Here is a 24,611-nt window from a genome sequence, read left to right on the forward strand (position 1 = left end):
TAATTAAACTCCTTTTTTTATTTGATATACACCAGGGATTATTTATTCAACCAGCCACCGCTGCGTGATTTTTCAGACGCTACTTTGGTAACGTCCGAAAGATAATCAGGTTCCTGTCGTTACTTTTTTTTTGCTTTTCGTTACCGGTTTTTTTGTCCCGGCCACGATTGTCGTTGCCGCCTTTGCCCGGATACGTGGTTTTGCCGGTTTGCCTGGCGGCTTCACCCTGTCATTTTCCAGCGGCGTACCCAGCTTCCTCTTATCGCGTAACACCAGCCAGAAGTAATGGGTGGCGACCATCGCGATGCCCACATCCTTCAGCGCCCAGAACGGGATCTCATTGGCGTAAAGTTGGGTGCCAAAAATCAGATAGGGCAAATTCAGTGCGCCCTGCGCAGCAAAGCCCAGTGCGGCGACAATCAGGCCGACGCGATACCAGACCGACATCAGCAAAATACGCTCATTGAGCGCACAAAAGAAAATCATCACTGCGGTTACTGCATCGAGCAGGGTCAGCAGAAAAAATGCCGGCCATTCAAAGTGACTCATCTTATTCACCTCGCGTTGATTTATGAGTTGCGGCCCGTCTGCGCGGTGTTTTTGCGGCGGAAGGTGACGCAGTTGAAACGCCTTTAGCCCGCAAACCGCGCGCCACCCGTTTCAGTTCTCCGGCGACTTCGAGAATATCGCTGTCCTCCCGGCGGTTGAAAAAATTCGCCAGCCAGGCAATCACTCCGACACTCACTATTCCCAGGCCATAGCCCAGCCCCATTGCATTATCCGCCTGACTAAAATTCATCCCCAGCCAGCGTGACACCAGCCCGCCGAGGGCAAAAGTGGCCGCGACGCTGATGCTGCAAATAATCAGCCCGGCAGATAAGCGTCCGTGCTGATGCAGTTTTTTCGGTTGCCAGAAGAAAGAAATACTCAGCCCGCCGAATAAACCGGAAAAGGCCGCCAGTATCTGGCTGATGAGAAAGCTTTGTGAGGATTCAAGCATCACGGCTGCCATAGCGAACTCCTGTGAAAAGCGGTGCCACCGGCTGCGGCACCGAAGAGGAATAAAAACGGGCTCAGAAACAGATTAAAATTCCGGAGAAGTCATACTGCACGCCGTTGAGCGTCACCCTGTTGCCCACCGGCTGGTTGACCGCACCGTGGAAATTGGTGTCAGAATCGTAGGCATAAAAGCCCTGCGCGTTTCGCCCGAGTGCAATCCAGTGATCTCCGTTGTGCACCAGCGCCAGATAATAACCGGCGGCCTGGATCATTCCCTGAAGATTGGCGTTACTGTTGATGACCGCCGCCGCATGACCAATTCGCGTGGTTTCTGGCACAATTAACGGCACCATTGGCGCATGCATTAATGCCTGATTGACCATGACCTGCACCTGATCGTTAAATCCGCGGGCGATGCCGACGCGCACCAGACTGGAGGGCAGGGACCGGGGAGCTGGCGGGGTAAAAATGGCCGGATAGCCAGCGGGCAAAGCATTTTGCTGCGCAATAATATCGTTATATACCGCGGCGCCCGTGGGTGTATTTACCGGCAGGCCATGATTGCGGGCATTTAATAATGCCGCCAGAGCGAAGGCACCGCAGGCATTACCACCCGCAGGTTGCTGAAGCGTAAAGGTTTCAAACATGATGATACCTCTCAGTTAACAGATATAAGAAACGAACGGTGGGGTGAAAAAATATCTATATCATTTCAGATTACAGACAGGGTTTAATCATGACTCTGGATGTATTTTCATTTGTGCTTAAATAACGCTCCTGACTTTGTGGTGAATAAATAAGACGCTTTGCACTGCGATAACCGCGTACCGATTCCAGATCAGCGCTATACCATTTTTCGCCGCTCTTCTGCTCCGGCAACTGGACGCTGTCACCGCCAATCTCTCTCTTGTTCAGCACCCAGATTTTCCACAGCGAGTCCTGTGCCTTGCCACTCCAGCCCTGCTTTTTGGCAAATTCACTGGTGACATATTGTGGCGGTAAAACATCGTCCTTATTTAATGTCCGCAATAACTTCACCAGTCCGGATTCGTCATTAACAGGCTTGTTATTATTTTTGTCTAATTGCTGATTGGCTTCCTGTACTGCGGTATCACATTTTATTTTATCTTCCGCATCCGCTGTTGATATAAACATTGCCAGAAGGAATAAAGCATTCAGTGCCGGGAATAATCCGGAAAGTGTATTACGGGTAATGGGCATGATGTGAGTTTCCTGTATTAATAGGGGGCCGGTATTAATGAATTATCTCAGGCCAGGGTTATTTCAGGACTGACTGATAAATAAAGCGCGTTCAGCGGTGCGGCGACGGGTCAGCCCGGCAACCTGTTTGCCGCCCGCTTTATCCCAGCGCAGAAACTCATCAGCGGCACTCTGGTATTGTTGAGCATTCAGCACCCTCAGCAGCGTTGAGCTTTTCAGATTGCCGACGCCGAGATTAAAGGTGAATGACACCAGCGCATCAAACTGATTCTGCGTCAGTGGCACCAGAACGTACTGATTCACCCCTTTTTCACTGACTGCCAGATCACGGCGCAGCAGCGTTTCAGCCTGGGCTTCGGTCAGTGCCACATTAAACACTTCATCCGGCAGGATCAGATGGCCGTAGCCAATGGTCCATTTTCCGACGATATCCTGATATTTACTGAGGCTCAGTCCTTCGAAACTTTTGATCAACGCAATACCTTTTGCGCCGGTAGATAAACGTGGCTCACTCATCTGTTAGTACCTCAGTTGCGTTAGGTTTGGGTATGACCCGGTTGGTGTACTCATCAATCAGGCGCATCACACTTTCGGGCGGCTCCAGCACCGTGAACTGCATTTCGATATCCACATGGCGGCTGTCGCGGCCCTCCTGATTTTTGCTGGCGGGTGAAAGGCTGACGTGAAAACGACTGACATTTTCCTCGCCACCTTCAACGGGCAACTGTTCGACGCCGTCGGTACGGATGGTCAGATGAACTTTCATCTTCTCCAGCATCAGCCCGCGCGGGGTGGCCAGCGCGACCAGAGGGAGCTCGAAATGATGGTTATCGTCGAGCTGCATAATCATCGTGCGCGGCACCAGTGAACCGTCATCAAGGTGCTCAAAATAGGGATCGAGCGCCAGCATATACTGATGGGCAATCAACTGATTGGCTGCGCTTGCCGCTTGCTGCATGCCACGCGTCACTTCCTCCAGCGATACCGGCATCAGCCCTCCCGGAGGTGGCACAGGGGCCGAATTCCCGGCCGGAGGAACTGTTGCACCGGGCGGTACTTCACCTGAGGCTTTCCCGCCCCGTAACCAGCTTTTTAAAGACATAACCTGCTCCTGATTGAAAAGGCCCCGCGCTGGCGGCCTTCGGATAACACGTTGTCAGGCACAGGCTTTATCAGGCCGGTGCTTTTTCCGGTGCTTTCTCTGCGGAAGTTACGGTTGGTGTAAACGCATCCAGCTCCTTCTTATTCGCTTCCGCTGGCAAAACAGCCGGTTTGGTTGCGGCATCGGTCAGGAAGTCGATGACACGCATCAGCGCTTCTGGCGGTTGCTGACGTTTGATCTGGGTATGGATGCTGTATTTCGCGCGGGTATCGGATTTGCGGGTTTGTTCGGCTTTGTGCGAAACGCGCCCGGAAACTTTAACTTTGACCGGACCCCAGCCCAGAGTGGCTTCGAAGGAGCCTTCCGCATCGTCACTGCTTGAGCTCGATTCGCTCTGGGTGACTTCCAGCTCGAAATCGATGGTACCTTCTTCGATACAAATGATCGGATGGGTGATGGCGGCCAGCAGCGGAATGCGCATGGTCTTTTTCACCACGCCCTGGATCACGCCAGCCTGGTCAACGACGGTTTCGTCGTAGTCAAACTGAACGGCTTCGGCCTTCCCGTCTTTAATACACACGGAGAGTAAGAAGTCGGCATAGGCTTTACTGGCCTGAACCTGAGCTTTGATCATGGCCTGCAAAGGGCCGCCGATCATGTTCTCCAGCGGCAGGGCATTGATAACGGAACCAATAAATTGTGAATCCATAATATTTACTCCTGTTGGATAAGTGCGAAACGAGGTGCGGACCCGCAGGAGAAAGAATAAGGAGATAGCGGGTGGGAAAATATCGGTTGCCCGGCTGGAAATCAGGGATAAATGGCGGGGAGGGGGATCCGCCATCCGGATGGGCTGGCATGGCCTCATTCGTACTTTGTTACGTCTCTTTCAGCCCGCAGCTTACGGCGGCTGTGGCGCGATTGCGGTGCTGAATCTCATACAGTTTCCACGTACGACGTGGTTCTCCGCTAGGCTTAATTCAGGCTTCACTTTCTTTTTACTCACCAGACAGGGAGAAAATATGAACCGGTTTACAGACAAAGTCGTGGTAGTGACTGGCGCAGGTTCCGGCATGGGCGCTGCTTCGGCGCGGCGTTTTTCTTCAGAAGGGGCGATTGTGGTTCTTGTTGGCCGGACGAAGGAAAAGCTGGAGAAAGTCGCGAAAACACTGAGTAGTACGCAGTATTACATTCATCTGGCAGATGTTTCTTCCGCGGCTGATGTGGAGCGTATGGCACAAGTGATTGAGGATAAATTCGGTCGCGTCGACGTGCTGGTGAACGGCGCGGGCGTGGTGGTACAGGGCAATGTGACAGAGGCCAGTCTCGAGGACTGGCAGAAAATTATCGGTATCGATCTCAGTGGCGTTTTCTACTGCACGCGGTTCTTTATGCCCGCGCTGATTAAAAGCAAAGGTAATATCGTCAATATTTCGTCGGTGTCCGGTATCGGCGGCGACTGGGGAATGAGTTTCTATAATGCCGCGAAAGGCGGTGTGACCAACTTCACCCGTTCGATTGCAATGGATCACGGCAAAGACGGCGTGCGCGTTAACGCCGTATGTCCGTCGCTGACGTTCACGAATATGGCGGCTGGCATTAAAGACAATAAGCCGTTATTGGCGAAATTTGCCGAACGTATTCCGCTGGGGCGTGGCGCAGAGCCAGAAGAAATTGCCGATGTCATTGCGTTTCTCGCCAGTGATGACGCCCGCTTCGTAACCGGTGTAAATCTGCCGGTCGATGGCGGTCTTTCAGCCTCAAACGGACAGCCTCCACAGGCGTAGTTGCTGAAGAATCCGCGATAAAATTTGCTCTCACCGGCCCGCCACTTTACTGGCGGGCCATTTTTTCGCGGTCTGCCGCAAATTTGCGCCATGTTTTCCTTTCTCCGGGATAGTTTCGCTATCATGGTGGGGTTTCAGTACAAAGGTAGCCTGACCATGACTCATCTTCTTTTTCCCCTGTTATCTCCGGTACTTGAACATCCGGCGGGCATCCGGCAGGTGTATTTTGCTGGCGCTCAGCATCCGGTGCCGGAACTGGCTTATCAGGTGGATTTTCCGCGTCTTGAACTGGTTCTGGACGGAGTGCAGATGATGAAGTGGGAAGACGAACACGGCAATGTTCAGACGACCCGGATGCAGACTGGCGATGCGTTATTTGTTCCTGCAAAAGGCTGGAACAGCCCGCAATGGCAGCAGCCGGTGCGGACGCTGAGTTTTTTGTTTGGTAAACAACAACTGGGTTTCAGCCTGCTGAACTGGGATGGCGAACAGTTTTCTTCCAGCGAAAAAGGCAATGTCGGGCGGCGCGGGCCGCGTACCGGCGCGTTCATGTTACAGGCACTCAATGAACTGGCGTGGCATCGCCAGGATCAGCCCACGGCAAAGTTTCTGGTGAAAGGGCTGCTCAGCCACGCGCTGGATCTCTTCAGTTCATCGGTGCAAACCGTCTCACGCAGTCAGGCGTTGTTCGCTGCTATCCGTCAGTATATTGAAGAGCATTACCGCGAACCGCTGACCCGCGATTCTGTCGCCAAGGCCTTTTATATTTCGCCGAACTACTTATCGCATCTGTTCCAGAAAAGTGGCGGCGTTGGCCTGAATGAGTACCTGAATTATGTGCGGCTGGAACAGGCGAAGAATTTGCTGAAAGGGTATGACATGAAAGTCAGGGAAGTGGCTCACGCCTGCGGGTTTATCGACAGCAACTATTTTTGCCGGCAGTTCAGAAAGAGCACCGAAAGATCTCCTTCAGAGTACCGCCGTCAATACCGCAGCCAGTTTGAAAATGCCTGACTGCTGACCTGTTTCGAGGGATTTACGGTAAAACGATTTTTGTGCCCTGTGGCGATGTAGAGATTTTTTTTACGGCAGCCATCACTTTTTCAGGGGTACGTAAAAACGTATGAATGCCCGTCTGAACACAGCGGCTGTGAGCAAAACGTTCGCTTTGTTCCAGCTGAATTTCAGTGATCAGCAAGGTAATATCCGCCTGGGCAATATCCGCTTCAGACAGTAAATTCTCGACGCCCAGCGCACCCTGTGTTTCAACTTTTACCTGCCACTTTTCCTGTGCGCAGAGTTTTTCCAGACGCTCCGCCGCCATATAAGTATGTGCCACACCGCTGATACAAGCGGTGACTGCGACCAGTTTGAGCGACATAGTATTTCCCCTGATTTAAAAAATTTACCCACCCAGCGTGACTTTATAACCGTATTTTTCAGCCATCGCATAAAACGGCGCAATAGTTGCGGCATCCGGCACCTTTGTCTTATGCATCGAGTAAGTTTTGTCCAGCAACGGGTACTTTGCTTCGCCGTATTTATGGAAGGGTAGCAGATGGATTTCGGCTAAGTTGAAAGGCTGCAGGAAATCCAGAACCTGCTGCATATTTTCATTTGTCATTGTGAAACCGGGGATCAGCGGCAGGCGGGGAAGCAGATTAACGCCGCGCTCAGCCAGCGCATGGAAGTTTTCCAGCACTCTCGGCTGGTTCATATTGAGCACCGATCTGGCCTGCTGAGGATCCATAATTTTAAAATCGTACAGAACCTGATCGCAGTTTTCAGTCAGTGCAAGCAGATGAGGCAGTGGTGCATCGCCCGCGGTTTCTATTGCAGTAGAAATGCCCAGCACCCGCAACTCATCGAGCAGATCACCGGCAAACGAGTGCTGCATCAGCACCTCGCCACCGGAAAGTGTGACACCACCGCCCGATGAGCGGAAAAACACTTCATCTTTCAGCAATCGCGTCATCAGTTCTGACAGCGTGACATCCTCGCCGACATATTCCATTGCACCGCTCGGGCATTCGACAGGATCCTGTAAACAGGTGCGACAGTTCAGGCATTTTGCCTGCCGCTTGATCACCTGAATACGTGGCGACATCGATTCAGGGTTAGCGCACCACGGGCAGCGGTGCGGACAGCCTTTGAAGAAAACCAGGGTACGGATACCCTGGCCATCGTTGAGCGAAAAACGCTGAATATTGAAGATGCGCCCGCGCTTTTCCGCCTCTTGCGTGACGGGGATCCGCCGCTCAGAGCTGGTGTGCGGTGCGGCCGATAATGTCATCCTGGATCTCCTTAGACAGTTCGACAAAGAACGCGCTGTATCCCGCCACCCTGACGACCAGCCCGGCAAAATCCTGCGGACGTTTTTGTGCTTCGCGCAGCTGCTCTGCATTCACCACGTTGAACTGTACATGCTGCAATTTCAGACGGGTGAATGCCCCGAGGAAGTCAGCTAATTTATTCAGCCCCTGCTGGCCTTCGAGGGTCGATGGCGTGAATTTCACATTCAGCAGCGTACCGTTTGAGAGCAACATATTGTCGAGTTTACTGACGGATTTCAGCACAGCGGTCGGCCCCTGATGATCCTGCCCCAGCATCGGGGAAAGCCCGCCGTCCGCCAGTTGCTCACCGGCAAAACGACCATCCGGTGTGGCGCCGACCACTGCGCCTAAAGGCACGTGCGCGGAAACGGTGTAAGAGCCTGGCGTAAACTGTCCGCCGCGCGGGTTGCGGTACTGCTCAACTTCTTTGCAGTAGTAGCGTAGTAAATCGGCGCTGATTAAATCAACTTCATCGACATCATTGCCGTATTTCTCAAAGCGGTTAATCAGGCGCGCGCGAATGGCGCGGCCCTCCTCGCTTGCAAAGTTTTCGTTCAGCGAGGCCAGTAACTCGTCGAACGTCAGGCGTTGCTGGTCAAATACCATACCTTTCAGCGCATGTAACGAGTCGCTGAGGTTCGCGATGCCGATGCCCTGCACACCGGAGAAGTTATAGCGTGCGCCGCCTGCGGTGATGTCTTTGCCGCTTTCCAGGCAGCCTTCGATAAACGAAGAGAGCAGCGGAACCGGTGCCCAGTCGCGGTGACCGATATCGCAGATATTGCTGCCCTGCGCCATCAGCCGGACGTAATGACTGATTTTCTGGCGGATTTGTTCCATCAGTTCTGGATAACTGATGGTGGTGTTGCCTTCGTTTTCATGCAGCGTCAGTTCCATGACTTTTAGCAGGTTAAACATCGCTATGTCATGCAGACCGTAGGTCTTACCCGGAATGGATAATTCGACGCAGCCAACCACCGCATAATCTCGTGCATCTTCAAGGCGCACGCCGCGATTGAGAAATGCCGGAACCACCACTTCATCGTTGAAAATTTGCGGAATGCCGGTGCCGAGACGGATGGTTTCGGCGGTTTTCAGCAGGAAAGAACGGTCGATGAGTTCATTGACCCGCACGCCAAGGTTTGGCTGCGGCAGGCAAATATTCTGATATGCGTCCAGACACAGGAACGACAGTACATTGACAGCGCTGCGACCGGCGTCGGTCAGGCCACCCAGCAAAATGGTGTAACCGGTCGGGAATCCGGCAAAGTAACGTGCGCTGGAAGCCGAACGCAGCAGCACAATGTCGTTGCATTTCACCCACAGGCTTTCCAACAACTCTTTAAGGAATTCCGAAGATTCGCCGTGGGACAGTGAATGCTGATAAAACGGCAGCATGTACTGATCAAAACGCCCGAGTGAAAGCGAACTGGCGTTGGATTCATACTGCAAAATGACGTTCATGTACCAGAACAGCTGACAGGCCTGATAGAAATCCTGCGGCTTATTGCCGGAAATGTGCTGCGAAATGTGGCAAATACGGACGAGTTCTACTTTCCTTTGCGGATCTTCACACGCTTGCGCCATCTTCTCTGCCTGCGCGGCATAACGCAAAATGTGTCGTTGCGATGCTTCGAGCAAAATCAGTGCCGCCTGATAAAAGGCGTTATCCGGCGCAGCGTTAACGTGCTGCTTTAGTTCAGCGACTAAGTTATCCAGACCGCAACTGAGCAGGCGCGGGTAATCAATAATGATGTGCCCCTGGCCTTTGTCCGTCTGATTGATACTGAAAATCTGCGTTTTGGTGGCGGCTTTTACCTCTTTCGGCATCTAGCTGTTGATGAAATCTTTCATCGAACGCGATTCCCAGTAAGGGAAAAGTTGTTCGCGGTAAATCTGTTTATCCGGCTCAGAAATCATAAAGCGATCCTGCGGACGGGTAGAAAAAGCTTCCAGCTCTTTGAGCAGCCAGTAAGGATCCATTTCAGGAGAGATGATCCCCGCTCGCGGTTTTACGGTGCGGTTACCGGCTATCAGTTCGTCTTCACGCACGGTAATTTCCACGTGATCAAGAATATAGGCCGTCGCTTTTGCCCGGCGCACGACGGTGGGCTCACCCTCCGTCGTGCGATGGCTGGCAGTGTACAGCAGAGCCCGTTCCAGCGAGATTTCACGCGGGTCAGTGAAAAGTGCAGTTTTCAGACGTTCGATGCGGGAAGTCATCCTGTTCTCCTAACTTTCAATCCGTGACAGCGGCTTTAGCGAGATGCGCCGCGATTTTTTCCATAATGGCGTCCGCGCGTTTAACGGCATCGCTGATGGCGACGCGCACGGTGACTTTGCCTTTGAAACGCTCTTCCTGTTTGATGCCAATGTCTTTGGTCAGGATCACGATATCTGCTGCCGCCACATCTTCAGCGGTCAGTTCGTTTTCCAGGCCAATAGAGCCCTGCGTTTCGACTTTGCATTCCCAGCCTCTGGCTTTCGCCGCACGTTCAATAGATTCTGCGGCCATGTAAGTGTGAGCAACGCCTGACGGGCAAGCGGTGACAGCAATAATATGAGTCATAGTCTTATCCTTCTATTTTTTGCACAGAGATCAGTTAATTTCGAAATCCAGATCCAGGTCGGATTCCTTATGTTTTTTAGCGGATTGTTTTTTGGCAGCCAGATGTTTCAGCAGGTTGACGCACAGCGCAGTGACGACCATGCCGACCAGCAATGCACCGATGTAACCCAGTTTCCCCTCCACCACCGGCAGCACAATCAGCCCGCCCCAGCCGGCATAGCATTGCGTGCCAACCAGTGCGGCGGTGACGGCGGCACAGGCGGAGCCAATCATGATGGACGGGATCACGCGCAGCGGGTCAGCGGCGGCGAAAGGAATGGCGCCTTCAGTGATGCCGACGCAACCCATCAGCATGGCGGCTTTGCCCGCTTCGCGTTCTTCGGTGGTGTAATATTTACGGCCAATCAGTGTGGCAAAACCCAGCCCGAGCGGTGGTGTGGCGATGGCCACCGCAGCAATCGCAACCACCGTATACACGCCCTGCGCCACACAAATCAGCATAAAAGCATAAGCGACTTTGTTAACCGGCCCGCCCATGTCGAAAGCCAGCATCAGCCCCATAATGATGGCGAGCACAATAATGCTGCCCTGTTGCATGCCTTGCAGCCAGTGCGTGAGAGACGTGGTCAGCAGGCCGACCGGTTCACCCAGCCCCCACATCATGATCCCCGCCGTCAGCAGCGTCCCGATGATCGGGATCACGAAGATCGGCATCACCGAGCGCAGGATCTTAGGTACCGGGATCTTCTTGAGATAGAAAACGATAATGCCGCCGAGCAGTCCGGCGATGATTGCGCCGAAGAAGCCTGCACCAAAGGAGGCACCGACCCAGGCTCCGATGGCTGACGGAGCCAGTGCTGAACGGTCGGAAATGGAATAGCCGATATAGGCCGCCAGGAAAGGTACCATCAGGGTTAAACCGGCCACGCCGATATCAAACAGCTTTTTCAGATTCGGATCAGTTGCGGCATCCGGCACAGCGCCTTTGCCATACAGCATGACCGAGATAGCCAGCAGAATGCCGCCTGCGACCACGAAAGGGATCATATGAGACACGCCGGTCATCAGATGCTGGCGGGTATTTTTTAGAATGTTGAGTAAGTCTTTCATGATGAACTCCACGAAAACCGGTGTCAGGCTAAAAATCGCAAATATCAGCGTTCTTAATTCAAAAACCGCAGATACAGAAAGGCTATCGATCTCAACAATAGGCTGCTGACCGGGGCGCTAATAGTGGACAAAATTGTGTTTTACTGGACTTTTGTAATGTCAGAGCAAAAATGCGAGCAGGTTCAAATAACCCGAAAAATAGCGAGGTTTCTGCTAACTTTTGGCGTGTGAGCTGGCTCGCAAAAAACCACTGACAATACATTTGTCCAGCATTTGTCATTTTTGTCTGGTAGCTATCAGCGTCTCCTGACTCTTATCCTGCAATAAGCCGGTACATTGCACCGGAATTTGGGATGAGGATTCAGAAATGACCAAGAAGTTGAGCTTCACCTGCGTGCTGGTAAATGGTGTTCATGCCCGACCGGCCAGTCATATTGAAACGTTGTGCAACGGTTTCGGCTCCGCATTTGAATGGCATAACGTCCGTACTGACCGCTTTGCTGATGGCAAAAGTGTGTTGTCACTGATTGGTGCCGATATTTTACTGGGTGATGAATGCCATGTGACTATCGAAGGAGCGGACGAAGATGCGGCGCACGCGGCGCTGGCCCATTTCATTGAGCATCAGTTCCCGCTCTGTGATGAAGCCCTGCCTGAACATGATGAAAACGCTGAACTTGAGCCGCTTCCTGAATCCCTGATGAATCTTTCCCCGCTGGTTTTCCGCGCCCGTTCCGTCAGTGAAGGCTGTGCGCTGGGTAAACTGGTCAGCCTTTCCAGCGTCAATCTGGCGGCGCTGACGGATTTGCCGGAGTCTCAGGGAAAAGATAAAGAGCAAAGCCTGCTTTCCGCCGGACTGGCACAGCTTGAAAAATCGATCGAACTACAGCTGATGGCGGGTAGCGGAACGATCACCGCCGTGCTGGAAGCGCACCGTTCTTTGCTGCGGGATAACAGCCTGCGCGAAGCGTTGCTGAACCGAGTGGCGCAAGGCCAGAGTTGTGCGCAAAGTATTGTCGATACCGCCGCGCATTTCAGCGCGCAGCTCGCACAATCGTCCAGTGCTTATTTGCGTGAACGCGAACTGGATATTCGTGATGTCAGCTTCCAGCTTTTGCAGCAAATCTATGGTGAGGAACGCTTTGCTTCCCAGCAGGCGCTGAGCGAAGCCAGTATTTGCCTGGCGGATGAACTGACGCCGAGTCAGTTTCTGGAGCTGGATAAAAAACATCTCAAAGGATTGTTACTCGGCAGCGGGGGCAGCACGTCGCATACCGTGATCCTCGCCCGATCGTTCAATATTCCTTCGCTTGTCGGTGTTGATCCCAAACCGTTGCAGTCTTATTTGCAGCAGGATGTGCAGATCGACGGCGATCTGGGGCTGATTGCCTGTGCGCTCAGCGAGCCGGTGCGCCGTTATTATCGTCAGGAACAGGCTGTGCATCAGGCGCTGCGTGAACAGCAAAGCGAATATCTTGATAAACCGGGGTATACCGCTGACGGCGTGCGTCTTGAAGTCGCGGCAAATATTGCCCATTCAGTTGAAGCCAGCGCAGCGTTTGGCAATGGCGCGGAAGCTGTCGGGTTATTCCGTACAGAGATGCTGTATATGGATCGCGCCAGTGCGCCCTCTGAAGATGAGCTGTACAACATTTACTGCCAGGCCACGGAAGCCGCGAGGGGCAAAACCATTATTGTCCGCACCATGGATATCGGTGGCGATAAACCGGTTAATTATCTGAATATTCCTGCCGAAAATAACCCATTCCTTGGGTATCGCGCGGTGCGTATCTATCAGGAATTCCTGCCGTTATTCCATACGCAACTACGTTCGATCCTGCGCGCCTCAGCGCACGGAACATTGAAAATTATGATCCCGATGATTTCATCGATGGAAGAGATTTTATGGGTGAAAGAGAAGCTGGCGGAAGCCAAGCAATCGCTGCGCGGTGAGCAAATCCCGTTCGATGAAAAAATTCAGCTGGGGATCATGCTGGAAGTGCCGTCGGTGATGTTCATCATCGACCAGTGCTGCGAGGAGATTGATTTCTTTAGCATCGGCAGCAACGACCTGACGCAATATCTGCTGGCAGTCGACCGTGATAACGCCAAAGTGACCCGCCATTACAACAGCCTGAATCCGGCCTTCCTGCGTGGTCTCGACCACGTTGTACGCGAGGTGCATCGCCACGGAAAATGGATTGGTTTGTGCGGCGAACTGGGAGCGAAAGGCTCGGTGTTACCGCTGCTGGTCGGGCTGGGGCTGGATGAAATCAGTATGAGCGCGCCGTCGATTCCGGTGACCAAAGCGCGTCTGGCGAAACTCGACAGCCGCGAGTGCCGCTTACTGCTCAACCGTGCAATGCAGTGCCGCACGTCGCTTGAAGTGGAACACCTGCTGGCGCAGTTCCGTATGGCGGTCAACGATGCACCGCTGATCACGGCGGAGTGTGTAGCGCTCAATACCGACTGGCGCAGCAAAGAAGAAGTGATTAAAGGCATGGTTGATAACCTGATGCTGGCCGGTCGCTGCCGTTATCCACGCAAACTTGCCACCGACGTCTGGGCGCGTGAGGCGGTATTTTCCACGGGCCTCGGGTTCGGTTTTGCTATTCCGCACACAAAATCTGAGCACATCGAGCAATCGACTATCAGCGTCGCGAAACTCGCGCAACCGGTGCAGTGGGGCGATGAGGAAGCGCAGTTTGTCATCATGCTGACGCTGAATAAACATGCCGCAGGCGACCAGCATATGCGGATTTTCTCAAAGCTGGCGCGACGGATCATGCACGATAGTTTCCGCGATGCGCTGATGAATTCGACGACAGCAGCACAGATAGAAGCGCTGCTCAAACAAGAGCTTGAACTCTGACAGGAGAGGGTATGGAACTTTATCTGGATACGGCTGATATCAGCGCAGTAAAACGCTTATCCCGTATTTTGCCTTTGCAGGGCGTGACGACGAATCCGAGCATTGTGGCGAAATCGCAGGCTTCCCTGTGGGAAGTGCTGCCCGCGCTTCGCGATGCGTTAGGCGGTGAAGGAAAACTCTTTGCGCAGGTTCTGGCGAATCAGACTGAGCAAATGGTGGAAGAAGCTGAATTGCTGCATTCGCGCGTGCCGGGGCTGGTGGTGAAAGTGCCGGTGACAGCCGCTGGCCTTGCTGCGATTAAGATCCTGCGCACCCGTAAAATTCCGACGCTGGGCACTGCGGTTTACGGGGCGGGACAGGGACTGCTTTCTGCACTGGCCGGTGCAGAATATGTCGCGCCGTATGTGAACCGGCTGGACGCGCAGGGAGGAGACGGCATTGCGATGGTGGCGGAGTTGCAGCAATTGCTGTCACTCCATGCACCGCACGCCAAAGTGCTGGCCGCCAGTTTCAAAACGCCGCGTCAGGTTCTGGCCTGTCTGCTGGCGGGCTGTCAGTCGGTCACCATTCCGGTAGACGTGGCGGAGCAGTTTATCAGCGCACCGGCGGTACAGGCGGCAGTCGATAAATTCGAACAGGACTGGCAGGGCGCGTTCGGGCGATTGTCGTTGTAAACAGGTAACCAACTGAATTTAAATAAAAAGCCCGACAGGAAAAGCTGCCGGGCTTTTTTATTTACTCATTGCCGTGCTTTTTATTTCACGCCGTACTGGATAAAGAAATCCAGCATACGCTGCCAGCCATCGGCGGCGGCTTCAGCATGGTAACTCGGGCGATAATCGGCATTAAAGGCATGGCCCGCTTCCGGATAGACCACGATTTCCGCCGTGGCATTAGCCGCGCGAATGGCCTGACGCATGGTTTCAATCGTATCCAGAGGAATGCTGGAATCTTCTGCGCCGTACAAACCCAGGACCGGCGCATCCAGCGCGGCGGCGCGATCGACCGGCTGTGACGGACTGGTCAGCGTTTTATCACCGACCAGTTTGCCGTACCACGCCACGCCCGCTTTCAACTGCGGATTGTGCGCCGCATACAACCAGGTGATACGTCCGCCCCAGCAGAAACCGGTGATGCCCAATTTGGAAATATCCCCGCCGTGTTGTGCTGCCCAGTGCGCGGTGTGATCGAGGTCAGAAAGCACTTGCTGATCGGGCACTTTGCTGACCAGTTTGGCGAAAAGTTCGCTGATTTCGGTGTAATCACGCGGATCACCCTGACGAAAATACAGTTCAGGTGCGATGGCCATATAGCCCTGTTTAGCCAGGCGACGGCAGACATCCTGAATGTGTTCGTGTACGCCAAAAATCTCCTGCACCACCAGAACGATTGGCAATTTACCGGTGAACTGTTCCGGACGGGCGAGATAGGCGGGCATGTCTTCGCCCTGCGAAGGGATGGTGGTCTGGCCTGCGTGCAGACCGTCGGTATCAGTGTGAATGGTGGTGCTGGCGACGGGGGTGACAGCAGGAGCAAAGCTGGTCGGAGCCTGTTTCAGGGTAAGCAATTCTTCTTTTTTCATCGGGGTCTCCAGGCAAGTGTCCATACGAAAATCGGTGGCTATGGATTAAAACTATAGCCGGAAAGCATGAACAGCAAGGCGCAAGAGATGTTCTATAGTTAAAAGTTAATCAGGAAAGTCATCATGGAAGATTTACAGAACGTCCACAGAACGCCCGAAACCTTTGTCTGAGGAGCTATGTTCAATGTCAAAATCACCGTCTAAAGTGACCAAAAAAAGTGAGCCAAAACCGGTAAGCCGCGCCCCCGCCACGGGCATCAAGTCCTCACAACCTGGCCTTGGAGATCTGGCACCTGCTGATCGCGCTTATCAGCCTTCACCACAACCGACGCCGCCGGGAAAAGAGCCGACCGCTTCCGGGAGTGCCAAAAGTCCGAAAAATACCAATGCCAAACTCGATGCGTTAGAGCGTCATCGTAAAAATGGTGAAAAGCAGCCGCTGACCACCAATCAGGGCACCAAAATCTCTGATGACCAGAATTCGCTGAAAGCCGGTAACCGTGGTCCGACGCTGCTGGAAGATTTTATCCTGCGCGAGAAAATTACCCATTTTGACCACGAGCGCATTCCTGAACGTATTGTTCATGCGCGGGGTGCGGCAGCGCATGGCTATTTTCAGCCCTACCGCAGCATGAAGTCGGTAACAAAAGCCAGTTTCCTCTCTGATCCGAAAAAGAAAACGCCGGTCTTTGTGCGTTTCTCTACCGTTCAGGGCGCGCGCGGTTCGGCGGATTCCGTTCGTGATATCCGCGGCTGGGCCACCAAGTTTTATACCGATGAAGGGATTTACGATCTGGTCGGCAACAACACGCCGGTATTTTTTATTCAGGATGCGCATAAGTTCCCTGATTTTGTCCATGCTGTGAAACCCGAGCCGCATAATGAAATCCCGCAGGGCGCCAGCGCCCATGATTCCTTCTGGGATTATGTGTCCCTGCAGCCGGAAACCCTGCACAACGTTTTCTGGGCGATGTCGGATCGCGGCATTCCGCGCAGTTACCGCACGATGGAAGGTTTTGGTATTCATACTTTCCGTTTCGTGAATGCCAAAGGCAAAGCCACCTTTGTGCGTTTCCACTGGAAACCGCTGGCCGGAAAGGCCTCTTTGTTGTGGGATGAGGCGCAGAAACTGGCCGGGAAAGATGCGGATTTCCATCGCCGCGATTTGTGGGAAGCCATCGAAGCCGGTGATTACCCGGAATACGAGCTGGGCGTTCAGCTGATCCCGGAGGAAGATGAATTCAAGTTCGATTTCGATTTGCTCGACCCGACCAAACTTATCCCTGAAAAACTGGTGCCGGTAGAACTCATCGGCAAGATGGTGCTGGATCGTAACCCCGATAATTACTTTGCGGAAACCGAACAGGTCGCCTTCCATCCGGGACACGTGGTGCCGGGCATTGATTTCACTAATGACCCGCTGTTACAGGGCCGCCTGTTCTCTTACACCGATACGCAGATCAGTCGTCTTGGCGGGCCGAACTTCCATGAAATTCCGATTAACCGTCCGACCTGCCCGTACCATAACTTCCAGCGCGACGGTATGCACCGCCAGGATATCGATACCAATCCGGCGAACTACGAGCCGAATTCCATCAACAATAACTGGCCGAGGGAAACACCTCCGGCAGCGTCCGGCGGCGGTTTTGAAAGCTATCCGGAGCGTATTGATGCCGAAAAAATCCGTCAGCGCAGTCCGTCGTTTGCCGAATATTATGCGCATCCTCGCCTGTTCTGGCTGAGTCAGACGGCTGTCGAGCAGGATCATATTGCCGGGGCTTTCTCATTTGAATTAGCGAAAGTTGCACGGTCTTATATCCGCGAACGTGTAGTGGATTTACTGGCGCATGTCGATCAGGCGCTGGCGCAGACAGTGGCTAAAAATCTGGGGATTACGCTTTCGGCTGAAACCCTGAATATTAAACCACCGAAGCCGGTGAATGGCCTGAACAATGATCCGTCACTGAGTTTATACGCCAGCGGCAAAGGCACCATCAAAGGACGTCAGGTGGCGGTATTGCTGGGTGAGGGCGTGAATGCGGCGGATGTACTGGAAACCTTGCAGGCGCTTCAGGCGGCGGGTGTGCATCCAAAACTTCTGGCCAGCCATTTAGGGAATGTCACCGCCGATGATGGTTCTTCACTTCCGGTAGATGCCACATTCGCCGGTTCGCCTTCTATTACCGTCGATGCCGTAATTGTTCCTCACGGGCACATTGATGCCTTGCTGATGAACGGCGATTCCCGACATTACCTGCTTGAAGCCTATAAGCATCTGAAAGTCATCGGATTAAGCGGTGATGCACGCCGCTTCAAGTCGCTGCTGGGACTGACTGACGATGTGCCGGAAGAAGGTGTCGTCGAGGGGGAGAAAGCTGAGGGAGCATTACTGAAAACGTTCCTGCAAGAAATGCTCAAACACCGGATCTGGTCGCGCAGTGCGGCGGCAGATTCCGTTCCTGCCTGATTCGGCATCATCTGAAAACAGCCCGTCTCCGGTGTCGGAGATGGGCTGTTTAAAATCTCGCCAATCATCCATTTATTTGTGACTTGAATCACAAATTAAATGTATGTGTAATTCCTGTTGTTACATCATAGTGACGACCGTCACGAAATAACGTCACAATGTTCAGTAGAGTTGCCGGGTGTTCCTCCTGCCAATTTATGACCTTACACACAGAGGAGTTTGTTATGTCTCAGCCTGAAGTTTTCCATCTTGGCCTGGCCAAAAAAGATTTAAATGGCGCGACGCTGGCGATTGTTCCCGGCGACCCTGAACGCGTGGAAAAAATTGCCAAACTGATGGAGAACCCGGTTCGTCTGGCTTCTCACCGCGAATTTACCTCATGGCGTGCTGAGCTTGACGGCAAATCTGTGATTGTTTGCTCGACCGGGATTGGTGGTCCTTCGACTTCCATCGCGGTTGAAGAACTGGCGCAATTGGGGATCCGTACTTTCCTGCGTGTCGGCACCACCGGCGCTATCCAGCCACACATCAATGTGGGCGACGTTCTGGTGACTACCGCTGCCGTTCGCCTCGATGGCGCAAGCCTGCACTTCGCACCAATGGAATTCCCTGCGGTCGCTGATTTTGCCTGTACTACTGCGCTGGTCGCTGCGGCTGAATCTGTTGGCGCTGCCACGCACATTGGCGTGACCGCGTCTTCTGACACCTTCTATCCGGGTCAGGAACGTTATGACACGTTCTCCGGCCGCGTCGTTCGTCGCTTCAAAGAATCGATGAAAGAATGGCAGGAAATGGGCGTCATGAACTACGAAATGGAATCCGCCACCTTGCTGACCATGTGCGCCAGCCAGGGCCTGCGCGCGGGTATGGTTGCCGGTGTTATCGTAAACCGCACGCAGCAGGAAATTCCTAATGCGGAAACCATGAAGAAGACCGAAAGCCATGCGGTCAAGATTGTTGTAGAAGCCGCACGTCGGCTGATCTAATTTCCCGTCATCCTTCGATTCACAAGTGCGTTGGCTGCGCTGGCGAACCCGAATCACTGACTAATCACATCTATGGGCTGCCTCTGGCGGCCCATTTTTTGCCCTGTTAAACAGATCTGTTAAGGTCATGTTGGTAATGCGTCTGGAATAATTGATGAATTCCGGCTCCGTATCTCTGATTAAAGGAACTGCATTTTTGACTGTTCATGACCTTCTCGATTACACGACCACCTTTATCCGTGCACATCAGGTATGGGCCGCGCCTATCGTCTTCTTTCTGGCTTTTGGCGAGTCTCTGGCCTTTTTGTCGTTGCTCCTTCCGGCAACCTTTATCCTGCTGGGACTGGGCGCGATGATTGGCGAAACCGGTATTCCTTTCTGGCCAATCTGGGCCGCCGCTGCCGCAGGTGCTTTCTTCGGCGACTGGCTTTCCTATTGGGTCGGCAACCATTTTCAGGACCGGGTCGGTAATTTCTGGCCTTTCTCCCGCCATCCGCAAATGTTGGTTCGCGGCCATGCCTTTTTTGAAAAATGGGGCATGCCGGGTGCGTTTATCGGCCGCTTCTTTGGCCCGCTGCGCGCCGTTGTGCCGCTGGTTGCCGGGATCTGCGGTATGCCGCAAAAGTATTTTCAGATTGCTAATGTGACCTCGGCGCTTATTTGGGCCTTCGGCATCCTGGCGCCCGGCGCTTTCGGCATTCAGTGGCTGAGCCGCTGGTTTTGAATCCTGCTCCCTGTGACTGACCGCCGCAAGGGGGGAAGGGCAGAGAAATTCCCTTTTGGAAGACGTCTCGCAAAGGCTCAATGCAACAGAAAATAGACTGGACATCCATACAGCCTGACATTACCTTGGCCGCAAGAGACTTCAAGAGGGAAATCGCGTGGATATCAGCATTCTGACTGCCCTGGCAGCGGCGTTAATTGGCTTACTGGTGGGATGGCTCATCGCCAGTTTGCGACAACAGCAACAGCAAACGGAGTATGAAACGCAGCGCCGTTTGCTGGAACAATCGCTGGAACAGGTCAGGGTAGAAAACGATACGCACAAAAGCGAGCGGCTGTCGGGCCAGCAGCAACTGCGTGACGCTGAGCTGGAACTGCGAAAACTGCACAGCCTGCAAGCGGCGAGTCAGGAAAAACTGCAACTGCTGGCGCACTGGCAAAACGAGTGCGAGCAGCTCAATCAGGAACTGCGCGCTCAGCGGGAAATCAACAGCGCGCAGGAGGCAGAATTGCGTGAGGTTTCCACCCGTCTGGATGAAACCCGCATGGCGGCCGAAGAAAAGCAGCGTCTGCTGATCAACAGCGAACAGCGTCTGAGCAGTCAGTTTGAGAATCTGGCGAACCGGATTTTTGAACAAAATGGCCGTCGCGCCGACGAACAGAACAAGCAAAGCCTCGACAAATTACTGCTGCCGCTGCGCGAGCAGCTCGACGGATTCCGCCGTCAGGTGCAGGACAGCTTCGGACAAGAAGCCCGTGAACGGCATACGCTGGCGCACGAGATCCGCAATCTGCAACAACTGAATGTCGAAATGGCGCGTGAAGCCGTCAACCTGACCAAAGCACTGAAAGGTGACAACAAAACGCAGGGCAACTGGGGCGAAGTGGTGCTCAGCCGCGTGCTGGAGGCTTCCGGATTACGCGAAGGATATGAGTATCAGACGCAGGTCAGCGTGCAGGTCGACAGCAACAGCCGCATGCAGCCCGATGTGGTCGTACGGTTACCGCAGAACAAAGATGTGGTGATTGACGCCAAAATGACGCTGGTCGCTTACGAGCGTTATTTTAACAGTGAAGATGACGCTGAGCGTGAAATCGCTTTGAATGAGCACATTGCCTCGGTGCGCGGTCATATCCGTTTGCTGGGCCGCAAAGATTATCAGCAGCTGCCCGGTTTGCGCAGCCTGGATTATGTGCTGATGTTTATCCCCGTCGAACCCGCGTTTCTGCTGGCTATCGACCGGGAGCCCGAATTGATCAGCGAAGCCCTGCGCCACAATATTATGCTTGTCAGCCCGACGACTTTGCTGGTGGCGTTACGTACGATAAGCAACCTGTGGCGCTACGAACACCAGAGCCAGAATGCCAAACGTATCGCCGATCGCGCTGCGCGTCTTTACGACAAACTGCGGCTGTTTGTGGATGACATGGAGTCGATGGGGCAAAGTCTCGATAAAGCGCAGGGAAGTTATCGTTCTGCGATGAATAAACTCTCGCAAGGCCGTGGTAATCTTATCGGGCAGGTTGAGAGTTTTCGTGCTCTGGGTGTTGAAGTCAAACGGCCAATTAGTCCGTCTCTGGCTGAGATGGCTAAAGCGGAAAATGAACCTGAAGATACCGCATCTCTGCCAGATACCTCTGATGCGGAAGAAGAACAGACACTGAACCCGCGTGAGCTAAACCCGCATCAATAGACCACGCTTGCCCGAATGATCTGTAGTGCATTTCTGATTCAACGAATGAATCATTGCAATATGTTGAATCACCATCGGTGATGGGGCTTTCCTAAGGGTTCTGATACACTTCTCCCCAAGAGTTCGACTGAAAAAGCAGGCATATAAAATGGAAAAGCAGACGCAGGAAACCACTCATTTTGGTTTTCGTACAGTAGCCAAAGATGAAAAACAGGAAATGGTGGCAGAAGTCTTCCATTCCGTTGCGGCAAAATATGATTTGATGAATGACCTGATGTCTTTCGGTATTCATCGCATCTGGAAGCGTTTTACTATCGATTGCAGCGGTGTCCGTCAGGGACAACGTGTGCTCGATCTGGCCGGTGGTACGGGTGATCTGACCGCAAAATTCTCCCGTCTGGTGGGTGAGAAAGGCGAAGTTGTGTTGGCCGATATCAACGATTCCATGCTGAAAATGGGCCGCGAAAAGCTGCGCAATCTCGGTATCGTCGGTAACGTCAGCTACGTTCAGGCAAACGCCGAAGCGCTGCCTTTCCCCGATAATTATTTTGACTGCATCACGATTTCCTTCGGCTTGCGTAACGTCACCGAGAAAGAAAAAGCGCTGCGTTCAATGTTCCGCGTACTTAAGCCGGGTGGTCGTTTACTGGTTCTGGAATTCTCCAAACCTCTCCTCAAGCCTTTGAGCAAAGCCTACGATACCTATTCCTTCCACATTCTGCCGCGCATTGGTGAACTGGTTGCGCAGGATGCTGAGAGCTATCGCTATTTGGCCGAATCTATTCGTATGCACCCTGATCAGGAAACCCTGAAGGGCATGATGGGCGATGCCGGTTTTGAAAATGTGACGTATCACAATCTCACGGGTGGCATTGTCGCGCTGCATCGGGGTTTCAAATTCTGATATGGGTATGCCGATGTTGTTAACGCCGTTGCTGACTGCCGCTATCGAGACACCGCTTAATTTTCTGCTTTTCAAAGATCGCAGCATGAAGGCGGCGCGCACGCGTCTGGCAGGTAAAGTTTTACGTGTTGAATTGCAGGAACTGAGTGCGCCGCTGACGTTTGTTTTCAGCGAGCAAAAAATTGATGTGCTCGGGCAATGGGACGGCGCAGCTGATTGCACCGTCACTTCCCGGATTTCATCTCTGCAAAAATTACGTGACCGCCAGCAGTTGTCGCCAATGATGCGCAGTGGCGAACTGGTGGTCGACGGTGATATTTCCGTGGTTCAGCAGTTCTCTGCGTTGCTGGATATGGCTGAGTTTGAGCCAGCAGAATTCCTGGCACCTTATATCGGTGATATCGCCGCTCAGGGGTTAAGTCAGGCGGTTCAGGGTGGTTTTCGTTTCCTGCAAAAAGGTCTGAAGCACCAGCAAAGTTATGTGGCGCAGACGCTGACCGAAGAGTGGAAGATGGCACCCGGCCCGCTGGAAGTCGTCTGGTTTAGCGATGAAGTCTCTGCGCTGGTGCGCGAACTGGATGCGCTGGATAAACGTATCGAAAAACTGGAGGGCAAACCGTGACGCTTAGGGAAATGCGACGTTTATATCTGATTATCCGCATGTTTCTTATTTATGGCCTTGACGAACTGATCCCTAAAATCCGCTTAACGCTGCCGCTGCGAATGGGCCGTTATCTTTTTTTCTGGTTACCTCATCGTCATAAAGATAAGCCGTTGGGTGAGCGTATGCGTCTGGCGCTGGAACAACTTGGACCGGTATGGATCAAGTTTGGTCAGATGATGTCGACACGCCGCGATCTTTTCCCTCCGCATATTGCCGATCAGCTTGCTTTGCTGCAGGACCATGTCCCGCCGTTTGATGGTGCCAAAGCGCGTCAGCAAATTGATGCCGCGCTCGGTGGTCCGTTGGAAACCTGGTTTGATGAATTCGACCAGACGCCGCTGGCTTCCGCTTCGATTGCACAGGTTCATACCGCAATCCTCAAGGAAAATGGCAAACCGGTGGTGCTTAAGGTGATCCGCCCGGACATTTTGCCAACCATCGTGGCCGATATCCGCCTGATGTCGCGTCTTGCGGGCTGGCTGCCGATTTTGCTGCCAGATGGTCGCCGTTTGCGCCCGCGTGAAGTGGTGCGCGAGTATGAGAAAACGTTGCTCGATGAACTGAATCTGTTACGTGAAGCAGCAAATGCGATTCAGCTTCGTCGTAACTTTGAAGGCAGCCCGATGCTGTATGTGCCGGAAGTGTATCCGGACTATTGCAGCGAAAGCCTGATGGTCATGGAGCGCATTTACGGCATTCCGGTTTCTGATATTGAGGCGCTGAAAAAGCAGGGTACCAATATGAAACTGCTGGCAGAACGTGGCGTGCAGGTCTTCTTCACGCAGGTTTTCCGCGACAGTTTCTTCCATGCCGATATGCACCCGGGCAATATTTTCGTCAGCTACGAAACGCCGGAAGACCCTTGCTACATAGGGATCGATTGCGGCATAGTGGGTTCGCTCAATAAGGAAGACAAGCGCTATCTGGCGGAAAACTTCATCGCGTTCTTTAACCGCGATTATCGCAAAGTGGCTGAGCTGCATGTTGATTCCGGCTGGGTTCCCCGCGATACCAACGTTGAAGAATTCGAATTTGCTATTCGTACAGTCTGCGAACCAATTTTTGAGAAACCGCTGGCAGAGATTTCCTTTGGCAACGTATTGTTAAACCTGTTTAACACGGCGCGCCGCTTTAATATGGAAGTCCAACCTCAGCTGGTATTGCTTCAAAAAACGCTGTTGTATGTCGAAGGTCTCGGGCGTCAGCTTTATCCTCAGCTGGATTTATGGACCACGGCGAAGCCGTTCCTTGAAAGCTGGGTACGGGATCAGGTCGGTTTACCGGCGATGATCCGTGCACTGAAAGAGCGTGCACCGTTCTGGCTCGAGAAAATGCCAGAGCTGCCGGATCTGGTGTATCAGAGCCTGCATCAGCACAAGCTGTTGCAATACAACATTGAGAAGCTTTCCTCGCAGATTCATAACCAGAGTTCCCGTCAGGGTCAGTCTCGTTATCTTCTGGGAATAGGTGCGACGCTGTTGTTAAGCGGAACCCTTTTGCTGTTGGGCGACGTGAAGATTTATCCGGCCTGCCTGATGGCTGCCGGTGCTGTTTCCTGGTTAATCGGATGGAAGCGCGCCAGCTAATCATATTTGTTT

General features: G+C 53.1%; 23 protein-coding genes and 1 pseudogene. 11 read left to right on the forward strand and 13 right to left on the reverse strand.

Going from position 1 to position 24,611, the window contains the following annotated elements; translation table 11 throughout:
* Nucleotides 1-105 precede the first annotated feature (105 nt).
* The 7 genes from J1784_RS09945 to J1784_RS09975 all read right to left on the reverse strand — a co-directional run bounded on the left by J1784_RS09945 (nucleotide 106) and on the right by J1784_RS09975 (nucleotide 4,031).
* On the reverse strand, nucleotides 106-549 hold the full coding sequence (locus J1784_RS09945) for a hypothetical protein (protein ID WP_217149062.1): 444 nt from the start codon (nucleotides 547-549) through the stop codon (nucleotides 106-108).
* Nucleotide 550: 1 nt separating this feature from the next.
* Nucleotides 551-1,012, reverse strand: coding sequence for a hypothetical protein (locus J1784_RS09950; protein ID WP_217149063.1), 462 nt, complete (start codon nucleotides 1,010-1,012; stop codon nucleotides 551-553).
* Nucleotides 1,013-1,073: 61 nt separating this feature from the next.
* Entirely contained in the window at nucleotides 1,074-1,646 is a 573-nt protein-coding gene (locus J1784_RS09955) for a hypothetical protein (protein ID WP_217149064.1), read from the reverse strand.
* A 70-nt stretch (nucleotides 1,647-1,716) separates the two neighbouring features.
* Nucleotides 1,717-2,220 (reverse strand): ribonuclease domain-containing protein, encoded by a 504-nt coding sequence (locus J1784_RS09960; RefSeq protein WP_238485465.1) that lies wholly within the window; start codon nucleotides 2,218-2,220, stop codon nucleotides 1,717-1,719.
* A 63-nt stretch (nucleotides 2,221-2,283) separates the two neighbouring features.
* Entirely contained in the window at nucleotides 2,284-2,736 is a 453-nt protein-coding gene (locus J1784_RS09965) for a lysozyme (protein ID WP_217149065.1), read from the reverse strand.
* Nucleotides 2,729-3,322 (reverse strand): DUF2589 domain-containing protein, encoded by a 594-nt coding sequence (locus J1784_RS09970; protein WP_217149066.1) that lies wholly within the window; start codon nucleotides 3,320-3,322, stop codon nucleotides 2,729-2,731. Before J1784_RS09970 ends, J1784_RS09965 begins: the two co-directional genes overlap by 8 nt.
* A gap of 70 nt (nucleotides 3,323-3,392) precedes the next feature.
* Nucleotides 3,393-4,031 carry a DUF2589 domain-containing protein gene (locus J1784_RS09975; protein ID WP_217149067.1) on the reverse strand — a complete coding sequence of 213 codons (639 nt, stop codon included), beginning with the start codon at nucleotides 4,029-4,031 and terminating at the stop codon, nucleotides 3,393-3,395.
* A 313-nt stretch (nucleotides 4,032-4,344) separates the two neighbouring features.
* Between J1784_RS09975 and budC the strand changes: the two genes are divergently transcribed.
* Together budC and J1784_RS09985 are read left to right on the forward strand one after the other, a co-directional pair.
* Nucleotides 4,345-5,109, forward strand: coding sequence for a meso-2,3-butanediol dehydrogenase (gene budC / locus J1784_RS09980; protein WP_217149068.1), 765 nt, complete (start codon nucleotides 4,345-4,347; stop codon nucleotides 5,107-5,109).
* Between the two features lie 156 nt (nucleotides 5,110-5,265).
* Nucleotides 5,266-6,123: an AraC family transcriptional regulator gene (locus J1784_RS09985; RefSeq protein ID WP_217149069.1), complete on the forward strand. Its 858-nt coding sequence runs from the start codon at nucleotides 5,266-5,268 to the stop codon at nucleotides 6,121-6,123.
* Nucleotides 6,124-6,145: 22 nt separating this feature from the next.
* Here J1784_RS09985 and J1784_RS09990 read toward each other — a convergent pair whose 3' ends face one another.
* The 5 genes and pseudogenes from J1784_RS09990 to J1784_RS10010 all read right to left on the reverse strand — a co-directional run bounded on the left by J1784_RS09990 (nucleotide 6,146) and on the right by J1784_RS10010 (nucleotide 11,121).
* Nucleotides 6,146-6,490 (reverse strand): PTS fructose-like transporter subunit IIB, encoded by a 345-nt coding sequence (locus J1784_RS09990; RefSeq protein WP_120134728.1) that lies wholly within the window; start codon nucleotides 6,488-6,490, stop codon nucleotides 6,146-6,148.
* A 24-nt stretch (nucleotides 6,491-6,514) separates the two neighbouring features.
* On the reverse strand, nucleotides 6,515-7,402 hold the full coding sequence (locus tag J1784_RS09995) for a [formate-C-acetyltransferase]-activating enzyme (protein ID WP_217149070.1): 888 nt from the start codon (nucleotides 7,400-7,402) through the stop codon (nucleotides 6,515-6,517).
* A pseudogene (locus J1784_RS10000) lies at nucleotides 7,368-9,665 on the reverse strand (formate C-acetyltransferase). Before J1784_RS10000 ends, J1784_RS09995 begins: the two are co-directional and overlap by 35 nt.
* Before the next feature lie 16 nt (nucleotides 9,666-9,681).
* Nucleotides 9,682-10,011: a PTS fructose-like transporter subunit IIB gene (locus tag J1784_RS10005; protein ID WP_217149071.1), complete on the reverse strand. Its 330-nt coding sequence runs from the start codon at nucleotides 10,009-10,011 to the stop codon at nucleotides 9,682-9,684.
* A gap of 30 nt (nucleotides 10,012-10,041) precedes the next feature.
* Nucleotides 10,042-11,121 carry a PTS fructose transporter subunit EIIC gene (locus J1784_RS10010; RefSeq protein WP_217149072.1) on the reverse strand — a complete coding sequence of 360 codons (1,080 nt, stop codon included), beginning with the start codon at nucleotides 11,119-11,121 and terminating at the stop codon, nucleotides 10,042-10,044.
* 367 nt (nucleotides 11,122-11,488) lie between these two features.
* On the opposite strand from J1784_RS10010, the gene ptsP reads away from it, so the two are divergent.
* Both ptsP and fsa read left to right on the forward strand, forming a co-directional pair.
* Complete coding sequence (ptsP, locus tag J1784_RS10015; RefSeq protein ID WP_217149073.1) at nucleotides 11,489-13,993, forward strand: phosphoenolpyruvate--protein phosphotransferase; 2,505 nt, start codon at nucleotides 11,489-11,491, stop codon at nucleotides 13,991-13,993.
* 11 nt (nucleotides 13,994-14,004) lie between these two features.
* Complete coding sequence (fsa, locus tag J1784_RS10020; RefSeq protein ID WP_217149074.1) at nucleotides 14,005-14,667, forward strand: fructose-6-phosphate aldolase; 663 nt, start codon at nucleotides 14,005-14,007, stop codon at nucleotides 14,665-14,667.
* A gap of 80 nt (nucleotides 14,668-14,747) precedes the next feature.
* On the opposite strand, the gene J1784_RS10025 is transcribed toward fsa, so the two are convergent.
* Complete coding sequence (locus J1784_RS10025; RefSeq protein WP_217149075.1) at nucleotides 14,748-15,575, reverse strand: dienelactone hydrolase family protein; 828 nt, start codon at nucleotides 15,573-15,575, stop codon at nucleotides 14,748-14,750.
* Nucleotides 15,576-15,759: 184 nt separating this feature from the next.
* Between J1784_RS10025 and katE the strand changes: the two genes are divergently transcribed.
* From katE to ubiB, 7 genes are all read left to right on the forward strand, one after another.
* Nucleotides 15,760-18,042 (forward strand): catalase HPII, encoded by a 2,283-nt coding sequence (katE, locus tag J1784_RS10030; protein WP_238485466.1) that lies wholly within the window; start codon nucleotides 15,760-15,762, stop codon nucleotides 18,040-18,042.
* 224 nt (nucleotides 18,043-18,266) lie between these two features.
* Nucleotides 18,267-19,028 carry a uridine phosphorylase gene (gene udp, locus J1784_RS10035; protein WP_120134743.1) on the forward strand — a complete coding sequence of 254 codons (762 nt, stop codon included), beginning with the start codon at nucleotides 18,267-18,269 and terminating at the stop codon, nucleotides 19,026-19,028.
* Between the two features lie 196 nt (nucleotides 19,029-19,224).
* Nucleotides 19,225-19,752, forward strand: coding sequence for a DedA family protein (locus J1784_RS10040; protein ID WP_217149076.1), 528 nt, complete (start codon nucleotides 19,225-19,227; stop codon nucleotides 19,750-19,752).
* Nucleotides 19,753-19,909: 157 nt separating this feature from the next.
* Nucleotides 19,910-21,445: a DNA recombination protein RmuC gene (gene rmuC, locus J1784_RS10045; RefSeq protein WP_217149077.1), complete on the forward strand. Its 1,536-nt coding sequence runs from the start codon at nucleotides 19,910-19,912 to the stop codon at nucleotides 21,443-21,445.
* Nucleotides 21,446-21,593: 148 nt separating this feature from the next.
* Entirely contained in the window at nucleotides 21,594-22,349 is a 756-nt protein-coding gene (gene ubiE / locus J1784_RS10050; protein WP_120509297.1) for a bifunctional demethylmenaquinone methyltransferase/2-methoxy-6-polyprenyl-1,4-benzoquinol methylase UbiE, read from the forward strand.
* A gap of 13 nt (nucleotides 22,350-22,362) precedes the next feature.
* Entirely contained in the window at nucleotides 22,363-22,971 is a 609-nt protein-coding gene (ubiJ, locus tag J1784_RS10055) for a ubiquinone biosynthesis protein UbiJ (protein ID WP_217149097.1), read from the forward strand.
* Complete coding sequence (gene ubiB / locus J1784_RS10060; RefSeq protein WP_217149078.1) at nucleotides 22,968-24,599, forward strand: ubiquinone biosynthesis regulatory protein kinase UbiB; 1,632 nt, start codon at nucleotides 22,968-22,970, stop codon at nucleotides 24,597-24,599. The genes ubiJ and ubiB overlap by 4 nt, the downstream gene beginning before the upstream one ends.
* Nucleotides 24,600-24,611: the final 12 nt, after the last annotated feature.

The organism is Rahnella ecdela, from assembly GCF_019049625.1.
Taxonomy (GTDB): domain Bacteria; phylum Pseudomonadota; class Gammaproteobacteria; order Enterobacterales; family Enterobacteriaceae; genus Rahnella; species Rahnella ecdela.